Here is a 15,194-nt window from a genome sequence, read left to right as displayed (position 1 = left end):
CATGATTAAGCGAAAAACCTATTGGAAGGACTTAATTCAGTCCTTCACAGGCTCCAAGGGGCGTTTTTTATCCATCTTGACCCTGATGATGTTGGGCTCTCTAGCCCTAGTAGGTCTCAAAGTAACTGGCCCCAATATGGAGGCGACCGCTAATGCTTATTTCACAACTGCTAAAACCTTGGATTTGGCAGTCATGTCTAACTATGGTTTGGATCAAGCAGATCAAGAAGAACTAGAACAGTTAGAGGGCGCAGAGGTCGAGTTTGGCTACTTGACAGATGTGACCATGGCTAATGGGCAGGATGCTATTCGGCTGTACTCCAAACCAGAGCGAATTTCAACCTTTCAGCTCAGAGAGGGACGACTTCCGCAGTCAGACCAGGAAATTGCTTTGGCCAGTCATCTGCAGAGTCAATATAGCGTAGGACAGGAGATTAGTTTTAAAGAAAAAGAAGGCAGTCATTCCTCTTTAAAAGACCATACTTTTACCATTACTGGTTTTGTGGATTCGGCTGAAATCCTCTCTCAGCGAGATATGGGCTATGCAGGAAGTGGAAGTGGGACTCTGACAGCCTACGGGGTGATTTTACCTAGTCAGTTTGATCAGAAAGTCTACAATATAGCTCGTTTGAAATATCAAGATTTAGCAGGCTTAAATGCCTTTTCAGTAGCTTATGAAGAAAAATCCAAGCAACATCAGGAAGACCTTGAACAAACTTTATCAGATAATGGCAAGGCACGTCTGCAGCTCTTGAAAAAAGAAGGCCAAGAATCTATCGATAAGGGGAAAGAGACCCTTGACCAGGCACAGGCTAATTTGCAGGAAGGCAAGCGTCGTTTAGCAACTGCTCAAGCTCGTTTACAGGCTCAGGAAAGTCAATTATCTTTGCTACCTCAAGTTCAGAGAGAGCAAGCCATTGCTCAACTTACCCAAGCCAAGCAGGAATTGAGCAAGGAAGAGGACAAACTAAAGCAGGCTGAACAAAATCTAGCCCAAGAAAAGGAAAAATTAGAAAAACATCAGCAAGTCTTGGATGAATTAGCTGAGCCCAAGTATCAAGTCTATAATCGTCAGACCATGCCAGGTGGTCAAGGCTACCTCATGTACAGTAATGCTTCAGCCAGTATTCGGGCAGTGGGCAATATCTTTCCTGTAGTGCTTTATGCCGTAGCAGCTATGGTGACCTTTACAACTATGACCCGTTTTGTGGATGAAGAGCGAACACATGCAGGGATTTTTAAGGCCTTGGGTTATCGTAGCAAGGATATTATTGCCAAGTTTCTCCTTTACGGTCTAGTAGCTGGGACTGTCGGAACAGCTCTAGGTAGTATACTTGGCCATTATTTGCTAGCCAGTGTGATTTCAAGTGTTATTACAAAAGGTATGGTGGTGGGAGAAACTCAGATTCAGTTCTATTGGACCTATAGCATACTAGCTCTTGGCTTGAGTTGGTTGGCGAGTGTGTTACCAGCCTATCTGGTGGCTCGGAGGGAACTTCACGATGAAGCAGCTCAGCTTTTACTGCCTAAACCACCTGTTAAAGGAGCTAAAATCTTACTGGAGCGTATCGGTTTTATTTGGCGTCGTCTCAATTTTACCCATAAAGTAACAGCCCGCAATATCTTCCGTTATAAACAGCGGATGTTGATGACAATATTTGGTGTGGCAGGTTCAGTCGCTCTGCTCTTTGCAGGCTTGGGCATCCAATCCTCTGTAGCAGGAGTTCCGTCTAGACAGTTTCAACAAATCCAACAGTATCAAATGATTGTCTCTGAAAATCCTAGTGCGACCAATCAAGACAAGGCAGAGTTGGAAGAAGTGTTGAAAGGGCAGGATATTCAAACCTATCAGAAAATCTATTCAAAAACGCTAGATAAGGATTTCAAAGGTAAGGCTGGTCTTCAGACTATTACCCTTATGATGACAGATAAGGAAGATTTGACTCCCTTTATCCATCTGCAAAATCATCAGCAGGAGCTGACATTGAAAGATGGAGTCGTTATTACAACTAAACTAGCCCAGCTGGCAGGTGTCAAGGTTGGGCAGACTTTCGAAATTGAAGGTAAGGAACTAAAGGTTGCTGCCATTACTGAGAACTACGTTGGTCACTTTATTTATATGAGTCAGGCTAGCTATGAGCAAATTTACGGACAGCTACCCCAAGCCAACACTTATTTGGTCTCGTTAAGAGATACCAGTGCTACTAGTATCGAAAGACAGGCAGGCTTACTTATGAATCAAGCTGCGGTGTCCAGTGTTGTCCAAAATGCTTCAGCCATTCGCCTCTTTGACTCCGTCGCTAGCTCACTCAATCAGACCATGACCATCTTGGTCATCGTGTCGGTTCTGTTGGCTATTGTTATCCTCTACAATTTGACCAATATCAACGTAGCTGAAAGAATCCGTGAACTCTCCACTATCAAGGTTCTCGGTTTTCATAATAATGAAGTCACTCTCTACATTTACCGTGAGACGATTGTGCTGTCCCTTGTTGGAATCGTCCTTGGTCTGGTATCTGGTTTCTATTTACACCAATTTTTGATTCAAATGATTTCACCAGCGACTATTCTCTTTTATCCACAGGTAGGCTGGGAAGTCTATGTAATCTCAGTGGCAGCAGTAAGTATCATTTTGACCTTGCTTGGTTTCTTTGTTAATCATCATTTGAGAAAGGTTGATATGTTAGAAGCCTTGAAATCTGTAGAGTAATACTCAATGAAAATCAAAGAGCAAACTAGGAAGCTAGTCGTAGGTTGCTCAAAGCACCGCTTTGAGGTTGCAGATAAAGCTGACGTGGTTTGAAGAGATTTTCGAAGAGTATAAGGTGGTTGTTTTTAGCTGATTGAACTTCTATTTACTAATATTCAAAAATCCTCTGTCACAAANNTTTGTGACAGAGGATTTTTTCTATAGGGCTTTAGCAGCTGCAATTGCGGCTTCGAAGTTTGGCTCAGAATTGATATTATCCACGTATTCAACGTAGCGAATCGTATTGTCAGTATCGAGGACAAAGACTGCGCGTGCTAATAGGTGCCATTCGTTGATCAAGAGGGCATAATCGCGCCCGAAAGAATGGTCAAAGTAGTCTGAAAGCATAATGGCATTGTCAAGGCCTTCAGCACCGCACCAACGTTTTTGAGCAAAAGGTAGGTCCATTGAAACAGTCAATACGACCGTGTTGTCCAGTCCAGCCAATTCTTCATTAAAACGACGTGTTTGAGTTGAGCAGATACCTGTATCGATAGAAGGAACGACACTCAAGACTTTTTTCTTGCCATCAAAATCAGCCAGAGATTTTTTAGAAAGATCTGTTGTAGTAAGAGAAAAATCAAGCGCCTTGTCGCCGACTTGTAGTTGTTTACCTGTAAAGCTCACAGGATTTCCGAGAAAAGTTACCATAGGATACTCCAATCTTTTTTCTTCCATTGTATCTAAAACAGTCAGAATTTTCCAATGATTTGACCGGAAATGTGTGCATAGAAAAAACGCCAGCTCACATGAGAATGACGTTTTTCAGAGGCTTATTTTGCCAATCCTTCAGCAATCTTGTCAAGGTTGTATTTCATCATGTTGTAGTAGCTGTCGCCTTCTTTACCTTCTTCTGCGATAGAGTCAGTAAAGATTTGTGCGTAGATTGGGATGTTTGTGTCTTGAGAAACAGTTTTCATTGGACGGTCATCCACACTTGATTCTACAAAGAGTGATGGAACTTTTGTTTGGCGAAGTTTTTCAACCAAGGTCTTGATTTGTTCAGGAGTTCCTTCTTCTTCAGTATTGATTTCCCAGATGTAGGCACTTGGGACACCATAGGCTTTAGAGAAGTATTTGAATGCTCCTTCGCTGGTTACAATGAGTTTCTTTTCAGCAGGGATCTTATTAAATTTATCCTTACTTTCTTTATCAAGTTTGTCTAACTTATCAGTATATTCTTTGAGATTTTTTTCATAGAATTCTTTATTGTTAGGGTCTTTGGCGCTCAATTGTTTGGCGATATTTTTAGCAAAAATAATACCGTTTTCAAGGTTAAGCCAAGCGTGTGGGTCTTCTTTTCCTTTTTCATTTTGACCTTCAAGGTAGATAACATCAACGCCGTCGCTGACTGCGAAGTAGTCTTTGTTTTCAGTTTTCTTGGCATTTTCTACCAATTTTGTAAACCAAGCATTGCCACCTGTTTCAAGGTTGATACCGTTATAGAAAATCAAATCAGCCTCAGAAGTTTTCTTAACGTCTTCAGGAAGTGGTTCGTATTCGTGTGGGTCTTGCCCAATCGGAACGATACTATGAAGGTCAATTTTGTCACCAGCAATATTTTTAGTAATATCAGCGATGATTGAGTTTGTAGCAACAACTTTTAGTTTTTGACCAGAAGTTGTATCTTTTTTTCCGCTAGCACATGCTACAAGAATGATTGCAGAAAGAAAGAGAACGAGTAATGTACCTAATTTTTTCATTAAATCCTCCAATTTATTAGGGCTTTGCCCCTTATTTTAACAAATGTTTATTTTTCAGTTTCAAATATCGTTGTTTGGGAGCGATAAAGAAGCTAATGAGAAAGAAACTAGCGGCTGTAAGCACGATACTAGAACCTGCCGCAACGTTAAAGCTATAGCCGATAAAGAGCCCCAAAACTGAAGCTGTCGCTCCAAAGGTTGAGGAAAGGAAAATCATACTTTTCAGGCTATTAGCATACAGATAAGCAGTTGCAGCTGGGGTAATCAGCATGGCTACAATCAGGATAGTTCCGACACTTTGCATGGCTGTCACAGACACGAGAGTCAGGAGTACCATGAGAAGGTAGTGATAGAAATTGACAGGCATTCCCATGGCTTTAGCCAAGAGTTCATCAAAGGATGTTATCAAGAGTTGCTTGAAGAAAATCCAGATTAACAAGAGAATGGCTACCCCCACACCCATAGTAATAAACATATCCGTATCTTGGACGGCTAGGATATTACCAAAAAGGATATGGAAAAGGTCAGTTGAACTTTTAGCGACACCAATCAAGATGATACCGAGGGCTAAGAAAGAAGAAAAGGTAATGCCGATGGCGGTATCGCTTTTGATAATCGAGTTTCCCTTGATGTAGGTAATGATGATGGCAGCTAGCAATCCAAAGACAATGGCTCCGATAAAGAAGTCAAGGCCCAAGATGAAGGAGAGGGCTACACCTGGTAAGACAGCATGTGAAATGGCATCTCCCATGAGTGACATCCCGCGTAGAATAATGAAACATCCCACGGCTCCAGCTACAATCCCGACGACAATAGCTGTTATCAAGGCATTTTGTAGGAAATGGAATTTTTGCAATCCATCGATAAATTCTGCAATCATAGGTCACCTCCATTGAAAAAGAGTTGATTACCGTAAGCTTCTTTTAGATTGGTTTCGGTAAAAGTTTCTTTTGTTGGACCAAAGGCAATCACTTCTCGATTGACAAGTAAGACTTGATCGAAGTAGTGGGGAATCTTGCTGAGGTCGTGGTGAACGATGAGAACCGTCTTCCCAGCTTTTTTCAAATCTCTCAGCGTATTCATGATGATTTCCTCACTGACAGAGTCAATCCCAGCAAAGGGTTCATCCAAGAGGATATAGTCGGCTTCCTGCACCAAACATCTGGCAATCAAGACCCGCTGGAATTGACCTCCAGACAGTTGACTAATTTGACGTTCAGCGTAGTCAGCTAGGCCGACGATTTCAAGGGCCTCTTGCACTTTCTTCCAATGTTTAGCCTTTAAACTTCGAAAGAGAGGGATAGAGGGAAAGAGTCCTAACGAGACGCATTCCTTGACCTTGATGGGAAAGTTGTAGTCGATATTGATTTTTTGTTCGACATAGGCAATTCGGTGTAAGGATTTTTTAACTTCCTTGTCATCGAGAAATGCCTGACCTTGATGTGGGATAATTCCCAGCATACCTTTTAATAGTGTTGATTTCCCAGCGCCGTTTGGACCAATGATGCCGGTAATTGTTGGTCCTTGGAGCACTAGTGAAATATCCTTAAGTGCCAACGTTTCTTTGTAGGAGACACTGAGGTTTTCGATACGTATCATAAACTTGTATTCCTCCTGTCTCTTAATATACATTAAAAAAAAAATTAAGTCAAGTTAATTTTTGAAAAAATTAAAATAAGTCATTAAAAAATCTTTACACATCACACAAGGGAATCAATATATAGTGGATTGAATCTGGAATAGTCCACCGAGTTTTTTAAAACATTGTTAGAAATTCAAAGTAAATTATAAAAATGCCTTAGAAGCAGCATTGTACTACTCCAGCTCCAACTAACTCTATTTTGCTATATATTTAGTAGGAGGTCTAATAAAACGCATAATCTCAAGGTTTATACACCTGATATTATGCGTTTTTATGATTTTAAAGATTCTTTAATTAGATTTACTATCTGTACTTCAAAAAGTGTTTTAATCTATCCATGGATAACCCCTTAGTTTACCCTTTGATTTTTGTTGAGTATGAGCGATTCTTTGATGAATTATTTTGAATAAGTATATCACACTTTAAACATCAATAGTTTTTACTTTTGGTTAATGGACTAAAGTAACTAAATCCCCCTGCAAGAAATCTTATAGTACCTGCTAATATTAGAATACTTATGATAGTTAAGTTATGTGAAACAAGTATCCCTCCAAGGTATGCTCCTAAGGGGATAGAAGCAAATGAGATCATTCTAGTAATGCTAACAACACGTCCCAACATTTCTTTTTTGACAACTTTTTGTCGTAACGTAAAATATGTAATGGCATTGATATTGCCAAACATATTACTCAAACCTAAAAATACTCCCATATATATATAGTTTGTGTTAATTGATAGCAACATAGTAGATAGACCAGCTAGCATTGTACTGATGGAGAGGATTTTTCCATATCTAAACTTTTTAATTAATTCAGGGGCAAGAATAGCACCTAATATAGCTCCTACACCAGCTATTGAGAGTATTAATCCATAGTGAAAGGAGGTATAGCCTAGAACATCTGTAATATAGTAAACTAAGTTGGCCTGAAATATATGAATGCCAAAGTTTGTTCCAAAAAAAAGAATAGCTCCACTTAGGATGATTTTATCATTTTTTACATAGTGCAAACCAATAGATATTGTTTTAGAAAGACTCTCTTTTTTAGAGATATTTACTAGTGTATTTTCTGGAGTTTTTATGCAGAGAATTAATAGGCTGGCAATTAAAAAGGTAAGAGCATTGACCCATAAAACTTTAGCTGGATTAATAAGTAATAGAACAGAACCACTAATCATAGGACCAATAAGATTTAATGTATTGTCAATAAGTTGGATTCCTGAATTGGCTTTTGATAGCTGATTGTCTGTTACAATCTGTGGTAACAAGCTTTGAAATGCTGGGTGGACTAATGGCTCTGTAGAGGAGAGCAGGAAGGTTAAAATATAAATTAAGAGTAAGAGTATATTATCATTTTTAAAAGATATTATTAGCAAACTTAGAATGACTAATGAGATTAAATGACATATTGAAATGATATATACTTTTTTGAATTTATCTGCTAATATACCTCCTACTAGAGAAAATAAAATCCATGGTAAAAATGAAATACCGTATAGAGTAGCCATATGAAATGGAGATCCTGTTTTCTCAAATACTAGCAAAGGTAGAGCTAATTTTCTTAGCCAATCACCAAAGTTGGATACAAGAAATGTTAGCCACAATATTTTGTAATTTCTATTCAATAATATTACCTCCACGACAGGTTATACAATTGGGATCTATATGCCAATGCTCGGCTATTTTTGTAGTCATTGTATTCATATCTATAGATTTTAATTGGCCTACAGTAGTTAATTCACCGATACCAGTGATATATTTTGTAACTTCTGAACAAATGATACCAGTTGCTACAGATACTAGAGGAGCTATGGCAGTATTGTCACCAACTAAATTTAAACGAGTTCTTTCTTCAAGGATTAGGTGAGAAATAGGGTGTTCTTTTTGGATAGTATTTCTCCAACAATCTATGCATCCAGATATTTTGGGGATAATAGTATATTGCAGGGCTCGTTGCGCTTCTAAACCTGCACAAAATAAAGGAATATTCAGCTTTACTATAGCTTCATTTACCCATCTTGCTAGTTTGATTTTAGGTCTATCCGCAACTAGTATTAAGCAGTCGAATCCTCGGAATGATTCAACAACATCTTCAGATGAATTGATTTTCTTTTCATCAACAGTAAATTTTATTTGAGGATTAAATTCATAGATGCGTTGTTTTGCTATACTTGCTTTACTCTTTCCTATATCATCAAAGTTATATAAAATTTGTCTATTTAAATTAGATATATCAACGACATCAAATTCAACAGCTTTTATTTCTCCTATACCTAAGCCAGCTAAGTCATATATAATGTGAGATCCTAATCCGCCTAATCCAATAATTCCAATTTTTGAATCAATTAATTTTTTTTGAGAAATATATTTATTTTCACTTAAAGTTGCGTAAGATGAAAAAAGTTGATGTTTCTGTGATAACGTTCTAATTCATACTTGAATAATATTTTAGAACCAGTAAGATTTAAATCCTCGATAAATCGTTCTTTACTGATTTCATCAATAGCTTCCATTACATCAGATGGTGATAGTTCACTGTAGGTTTCTGAAACTTCTCTTATGATTTTTTCGACAGTATTAATTCCATCCATTTTTTTGAGCATGTATTCAATAGCTCCGCTAGGGTCTTCATGTTCTGTAATTTCTCCAAACCCACCTATATAGACCGATCCGTCTTTATATACTACTGGGTAAGCCTTTTTTAGTTTTGGACGAGCTTTTAGTAGATCCATTATATCTCCTTATATCAATTAAAAGAAAAGGTAACTAGAGAAAGTTTAGTTACCAGCCTCGGTGAAGAAAGTATTACTATCCTTTACTGCACTGCGATTCCTGCAATACTTACAGAATGAACACGTTTTTGCTTAAGCATAAAATCTACCTCCTAATATTTAAATTTCAAGTAGCAAAGCTATGAGATAGATAGAATTTTATCATTTTATATATTTTTTGTCAATTCATTTTTCAGACAATTAATTTTTTTGTGAATTTTTAAAAAATTTTTAAAAAATTGAAATACTAACTGAAAAATGATAGAAAAGGAAAGTTCATTTTTAATTGCATTCCCTAGTGATTTTTGTTAAGATAAAGACAAATACAAATGAAAGCGAGAACAAGATGACACGTTATCAAGATGATTTTTATGATGCTATCAATGGAGAATGGCAACAGACAGCTGAAATTCCAGCAGATAAGTCTCAAACGGGAGGTTTTGTTGATTTAGATCAGGAAATTGAAGACTTGATGCTGGCGACAACAGACAAGTGGTTAGCAGGTGAAGAGGTGCCTGAGGATGCTATCTTGGCAAACTTTGTCAAATACCACCGCCTAGTTCGTGATTTTGACAAGAGAGAAGCTGACGGTATCACACCTGTCTTACCACTCCTTAAAGAATTCCAAGAGTTGGAGACTTTTGCGGATTTTACAGCTAAACTAGCAGAGTTTGAGCTTGCAGGAAAACCAAACTTCCTTCCTTTTGGTGTATCGCCAGACTTTATGGATGCTAGAATCAATGTTCTATGGGCTAGCGCTCCAAGCACAATCTTGCCAGATACGACCTACTATGCAGAAGAACATCCTCAGCGCGAAGAGCTCTTGACTCTTTGGAAAGAAAGCAGCGCAAATCTCCTCAAGGCTTATGATTTCTCTGATGAAGAAATTGAAGACTTGCTAGAAAAAAGACTTGAATTGGACCGTCGAGTTGCGGCAGTGGTGCTCTCTAATGAAGAAGGTTCAGAATATGCCAAGCTTTACCATCCATATTCTTACGAAGATTTCAAGAAATTCGCGCCTGCTCTACCTTTGAATGACTTCTTCCAAGCTGTTCTTGGACAAGTACCAGACAAGGTTATTGTAGACGAGGAACGTTTCTGGCAAGCAGCAGATCAATTCTATAGTGAAGAGGCTTGGCCTCTTCTCAAAGCAAACTTAATTTTAAGTGTAGTCAATCTTTCAACCAGCTATTTAACAGAGGATATCCGTGTTTTGTCTGGTGCCTACAGCCGTGCCCTTTCTGGAGTTCCAGAGGCAAAAGATAAGGTCAAAGCAGCTTATCATCTAGCACAGGAACCTTTCAAGCAAGCCCTGGGTCTTTGGTACGCCCGTGAGAAGTTCTCTCCAGAAGCCAAGGCGGATGTGGAGAAAAAAGTAGCAACTATGATTGATGTCTATAAGGAACGCTTGGCTAAAAATGACTGGCTGACTCCAGAAACTCGTGACAAGGCCATCGTCAAACTCAATGTTATCAAACCTTATATTGGCTATCCAGAAGAATTGCCTGCACGTTACAAGGATAAGGTAGTGAATGAAACTGCCAGTCTTTTTGATAATGCTCTAGCCTTTGCGCGTGTTGAAATCAAGCACAGTTGGAGCAAGTGGAACCAGCCTGTTGACTACAAGGAATGGGGTATGCCTGCTCACATGGTCAATGCCTACTACAATCCACAGAAGAATCTGATTGTCTTCCCAGCGGCTATTTTACAGGCACCTTTCTATGACTTGCATCAGTCATCTTCTGCTAATTACGGTGGTATTGGGGCGGTTATTGCTCATGAAATTTCCCACGCCTTTGATACCAACGGAGCGTCCTTTGATGAAAATGGTAGCCTCAAGGATTGGTGGACAGAGAGCGACTATGTTGCCTTCAAGGAGAAAACACAAAAAGTCATTGACCAATTTGATGGACAGGATTCTTATGGAGCAACCATTAACGGTAAATTGACTGTGTCAGAAAACGTGGCTGACTTGGGAGGAATCGCTGCAGCGCTTGAAGCAGCTAAGAGAGAAGCAGACTTCTCAGCAGAAGAATTCTTCTACAACTTCGGTCGCATTTGGCGCATGAAAGGTCGTCCAGAATTTATGAAACTTTTGGCTAGCGTCGATGTGCACGCGCCAGCCAAACTCCGTGTCAATGTACAAGTACCAAACTTCGATGATTTCTTTACAACCTATGATGTCAAAGAAGGAGACGGTATGTGGCGTTCACCAGAAGAGCGCGTGATTATTTGGTAATACAAAGAGACAAGTAAAACTCCTATAATTACACCTTCCCTATCTATGTACACCCTAAAAAGTTAGATAGAATAATCTAGCTTTTGGGGTGTAGTTCATAGGGATTATGAAATTGAAGTCTTTTCTTATTTTAAAATTCATAGTAAAATATCCCTCCGTATCAAGATAACAGGAGGATTTTTATGTCTCAAAAGACTATCAACATAGGCTACGCCCGTGTATCTACTCATAAGCAAGACCTAGGATTGAAAGTGCAAATCGAAGCTCTCAAACATTGCGATAAACTTTTTATAGAAAAGGAATCTGGTGCAAATAACACTCGTCCTGAACTTACAAAAGCCTTAAAACTGGCCTCTGACTTTTCGAAAGATGGCAAGCAGGTTACTTTCACTATCTATAAGTTAGATAGACTGACTCGATCTATGTTTAAGCTACTAGAACTTATTGAACAATTTAATGAATATCATATTCAGCTAGTCAGTTTGCATGAAAAACTAGAAACAGACTCTCTTATTGGCAGGTTACTTTGCGTCATTTTAGGCTTTGTGGCAGAAAATGAGCTGGAAAATCTGAGGTTTCGCACAAAAGAAGGACTTCGAAAAGCTAAGGAAAATGGTGTTAGATTAGGAGCAAAACGGATTTCAAAAGAAAAGGAGGAGCGGATACTTAACAAATATCTACATTCAAATATAAGCATACGTAATATTGCAAAAGCTGAACAAATTTCTACATCAACCCTATATAAAGTGTTAGAACGCAATAAAGTGGCGAACAATCGTCAAAAAAAAACGGAAAATCATTGCTAAAAATAGGGAAAAATGGTAGAATGAAGCTGTAAATTTGTTTCGATTAACGACCGTTTGATGAAACAGTCAAAACAACAATATGAATATTTAAAAAATACGAGTTTAACAGTGTTTTTAACCTGTATTAGACTGGTATTTTTTGTGTATCGTTTAACGGTCGTTACGCGATACACTTAGTTCCCTATCTCTAAAGTAGTTAGCGAGCTTATGGTAACAAAAAATTGAAAAATTATTAAGATATGTAATAGTGTAATAGCTGTATTGTTCAGTTAATGGATAAAGGTTCATTTAAGGCTTCTATCAAGAACATTAAATGTTTAGAGAATGAGTTGGCTCAAAATTTTGCTTTTGTGGTCTTGAAAGGAAGTTGATTTTGTTATTTTATAAGCCTAAAAAGGCAATTTTACATTCCCAAGGAGGAAAAATTATGAATAAACTAACTAAACTAGGTATTGTCACTTTCTCTGCTGTAACTCTTAGTGCTGCCGTGCCAACTTTGGTGCGTGCCGAGGAAAACGTTGCGCCGCAGCCAAATGTTGCTGCTAAACCTAATGTTGCTCAACCAACACCTGCACCAAAACCTAATGGTAGCTGGGTTGATTTCAGTATGCTCGACCCAATCGCTAAACCAAAACCAAAGCTAGACAAAGAAGTTTCGAAACCTGCTGAAAAGCCGGTAGAAGAGCCCGCGCCTGTCGAAAAACCTTCGACCGAGGGCAACATTCTTGCAAACGGAACAGATGAGGCTATCGCAGAGGACAAGAAAAATACTGAGATCGAGAAAAAATACAACGTCGATCCAACCAATCAGCTACCCGAGCCAGGTCTACCAATCATAACACCTGAGCCAGAACAACCTATAACAGATTCTAAAGAGATGAAGAAGATGGTAGCAGAGGATTTAGCCTATAAGAAAGGAGCAGCTAAGACTCAAGAAGAGTACAATAAACTGATAGCTGAGGCTAATGAGAAGCTTTGGGCTGCTGACGGAGTTGATATGGATGAACTGATCCATAGACTAATCCCAGAAAAACCTGGAGCCGTGCCAGCATTCTCAGATATAAGCGTTCGAAAATATGAAATCCAAGCAGATTTCTTAGATGCTGATCTTGTCCAAAAACATGGATACACTACTGAATCAAGAATTGATAGTCCAAAACAAGCAGAAGTTAGCTCTACATGGAACGTACATGACAAAGATAGCGCAGATGGAATACTAACAGCAAAAAAATTCTCCGACTACACTTTTAGCCACGTTGTAAAAGCCGCTGCAGATCATCCAGATATTGATCCAGATCCAAAGGTTGTCAGAGTTAGTTATGATGCAGCCTATGCTTTGCGTGGTTCTGGTTACAAAAATGGTAAAGGAGATAATCTTTTCCGCTACTATTTTATTTACACTAAAAATAAACCAGTAGAAGAAAAACCGAAAGATCCGCAACCAGCGGAAACGGAAAAACCTGCTGAAATTTCGAAACCAGCGGAGACAGTTGAACCAACTGTGCAGCCGAAACCAGCTGAGAACAAGCCGGTTGAAAATAAACCTGCTGAAACACCCGTTCCGGCTACAAAACCAGCAGAAAACCCTCAAACAGAGGTTAAACCTGCAGAGCAACCACAACCTGCTAAACCAGTGAAGCCAGCTGAAAATGCTGGATTACAAAAGGTTCCTTATCGCAACGACCAGCCAAAACGTTGGTTTAATAATGGAACAGGTCGTCCTACTCTAACAACAAACGACCTTGCTGCTCCACTTCCTGCTGAAAATGTAGAAAAAACCTCTTACGGTTGGTGGACAGCTGAACCAGACTTGCTTCATGCAGGATCTCATATAAAAGTAAATACTTTTAATTCGAATTTCAATAATCCGATGTTCGAAAACGGTAAAGAGATAAAATTTAAAGGTAGCGGATTTGGAGATATGGACAGTAAGTTTAAACCTGCTCTTGTTCGAGTAAAAGTTCCAGAGTTGGAAGGAATGAACTACGAAGCTTATACAATTTTCTATGAAGTTCCTAATAGAAATGGAAATCCAACTTACGGAACAAATCGAACTCTCCAAGGTGGTGGCATCTCTTTAACTATCAAATCAAAAGAGAAGAAAGAAGATATTCAGGTTTATACATTAACTAAGGATAGAAAACTGGAAGAACTCTATTATCCAGGATTCCCAAGTGAAGAAACAAATCGCTATGATGAGAAAACTAAAACTCATTCATACAATCTATTTGGTGAAACCTACGATACTTACGTTTTCTTATTTAAGAACCCTGCTGAAAAACCAGCCGAGCAAGTGAAACCTGAAGTTAAGCCAAGCGAGCAACCTAAGCCAGACAAGCAGCCAAGTGTTCCTACTGTTCCAGCTGATCAACCACAACCTGCTAAGCCAGAGAAACCAACTGAACAACCTGTGAATCCAGTTGCTCCAGTAACACCGACAACTCCTGTAACGCCTACGCTTAACCCAGCCATCCCAAACAATACTCGTGTTCTTTCGAACAAAGCTGGAAGCGTTCAAGTGCATGGTTCAGAAGCAACACTCAAAAATGTCAGCTATATCAAGGTAGAAGAAACCAAGCCGACTTCACTTGAATCAAAAGACTACAAGGCATTTGACATTCATCTATATGACGCGAATGGTAAAGCTATCCAGCCAAATGGCATGGTTCTAGTAAGTCTTTCTGCTGATAAGCCAGTTGAAAATGTTTACTATGTTGCTCCAGATGGTACTTTACAGGCATTGAAGTTCAAACAAGATACAGATAAGGTTACTTTTGAAACCAATCACTTTAGTATCTATGCTATGACTTTCAAAGTTGCCGCAAGCCGTGATAACGGAGGTAGTACAACTCCTGTTCCAGTTGTAAATAGTAGTAATACTGAACAAAAAGGAAATGACGCAAGTAGTACAAAAACTCAAGCTGAGTCGTTAGCAACTAAGACTGAAACTATTTCGAAACAAGTAGCTAAGACTTTGCCAAATACTGGAGAAAATCACTCAATTCTCGCCACCCTATTTGGAATGTTAACTCTAACTGCTGGATTATTTAGCTTTCGTAAGGAGTCAGAATAACTCCAATTCATAGTTTATCTATCAAATATTTTAGACTGTGAAAAAATCAATTTGAGGAGATGATTTAGAAAATCTTTTCATGATAAAACGCATAATATCAAACTTTTCTACACTTGATATTATGCGTTTTTTATAATTCTAATACTCTTCGAAAATCTCTTCGAAAATCTCTTCAAACCACGTCAGCTTCGCCTTGCCGTATGTATATGTTAC

11 protein-coding genes are annotated in these 15,194 nt (G+C 38.8%); 4 read left to right on the top strand and 7 right to left on the bottom strand.

The features are described 5' to 3' along the window. Nucleotide 1: 1 nt before the first annotated feature. A complete protein-coding gene (locus HT709_RS08810; RefSeq protein WP_138705809.1) occupies nucleotides 2–2,710 on the top strand; it encodes an FtsX-like permease family protein in 2,709 nt (902 codons plus the stop codon). A gap of 198 nt (nucleotides 2,711–2,908) precedes the next feature. On the opposite strand, the gene tpx is transcribed toward HT709_RS08810, so the two are convergent. From tpx to HT709_RS11925, 7 genes are all read right to left on the bottom strand, one after another. Next, nucleotides 2,909–3,400, bottom strand: coding sequence for a thiol peroxidase (tpx, locus tag HT709_RS08805; RefSeq protein WP_000256028.1), 492 nt, complete (start codon nucleotides 3,398–3,400; stop codon nucleotides 2,909–2,911). 122 nt (nucleotides 3,401–3,522) lie between these two features. Beyond that, on the bottom strand, nucleotides 3,523–4,452 hold the full coding sequence (gene psaA / locus HT709_RS08800) for a metal ABC transporter substrate-binding lipoprotein/adhesin PsaA (RefSeq protein WP_138705808.1): 930 nt from the start codon (nucleotides 4,450–4,452) through the stop codon (nucleotides 3,523–3,525). Nucleotides 4,453–4,483: 31 nt separating this feature from the next. After that, nucleotides 4,484–5,332 (bottom strand): metal ABC transporter permease, encoded by an 849-nt coding sequence (locus tag HT709_RS08795; RefSeq protein ID WP_138705807.1) that lies wholly within the window; start codon nucleotides 5,330–5,332, stop codon nucleotides 4,484–4,486. After that, entirely contained in the window at nucleotides 5,329–6,051 is a 723-nt protein-coding gene (locus HT709_RS08790) for a metal ABC transporter ATP-binding protein (protein WP_084588572.1), read from the bottom strand. Before HT709_RS08790 ends, HT709_RS08795 begins: the two co-directional genes overlap by 4 nt. Before the next feature lie 472 nt (nucleotides 6,052–6,523). Next, nucleotides 6,524–7,717, bottom strand: coding sequence for an MFS transporter (locus HT709_RS08785; RefSeq protein ID WP_001081491.1), 1,194 nt, complete (start codon nucleotides 7,715–7,717; stop codon nucleotides 6,524–6,526). Next, nucleotides 7,710–8,417 (bottom strand): ThiF family adenylyltransferase, encoded by a 708-nt coding sequence (locus tag HT709_RS11930; RefSeq protein ID WP_230558105.1) that lies wholly within the window; start codon nucleotides 8,415–8,417, stop codon nucleotides 7,710–7,712. The genes HT709_RS08785 and HT709_RS11930 overlap by 8 nt, the downstream gene beginning before the upstream one ends. Before the next feature lie 53 nt (nucleotides 8,418–8,470). After that, a complete protein-coding gene (locus tag HT709_RS11925) occupies nucleotides 8,471–8,824 on the bottom strand; it encodes a hypothetical protein (RefSeq protein WP_023936003.1) in 354 nt (117 codons plus the stop codon). Between the two features lie 385 nt (nucleotides 8,825–9,209). Here HT709_RS11925 and pepO point away from each other — a divergent pair, with 385 nt between their 5' ends. The 3 genes from pepO (at nucleotide 9,210) to HT709_RS08765 (ending at nucleotide 14,981) form a co-directional block, all read left to right on the top strand. After that, the gene (gene pepO, locus HT709_RS08775) at nucleotides 9,210–11,102 is read left to right on the top strand and encodes an endopeptidase PepO (protein WP_166731872.1); all 1,893 of its coding nucleotides are present in this window, start codon (nucleotides 9,210–9,212) and stop codon (nucleotides 11,100–11,102) included. 182 nt (nucleotides 11,103–11,284) lie between these two features. Continuing rightward, complete coding sequence (locus HT709_RS08770) at nucleotides 11,285–11,908, top strand: recombinase family protein (protein WP_000078994.1); 624 nt, start codon at nucleotides 11,285–11,287, stop codon at nucleotides 11,906–11,908. Nucleotides 11,909–12,335: 427 nt separating this feature from the next. After that, on the top strand, nucleotides 12,336–14,981 hold the full coding sequence (locus tag HT709_RS08765) for an LPXTG cell wall anchor domain-containing protein (RefSeq protein ID WP_172925686.1): 2,646 nt from the start codon (nucleotides 12,336–12,338) through the stop codon (nucleotides 14,979–14,981). Nucleotides 14,982–15,194 lie beyond the last annotated feature (213 nt).

It is taken from the genome of Streptococcus sp. 1343 (assembly GCF_013277355.1).
GTDB lineage: Bacteria > Bacillota > Bacilli > Lactobacillales > Streptococcaceae > Streptococcus > Streptococcus pseudopneumoniae.
Note: the sequence above shows the minus strand (reverse complement) of the source record. Positions and strands in the feature narration are given on the sequence as shown.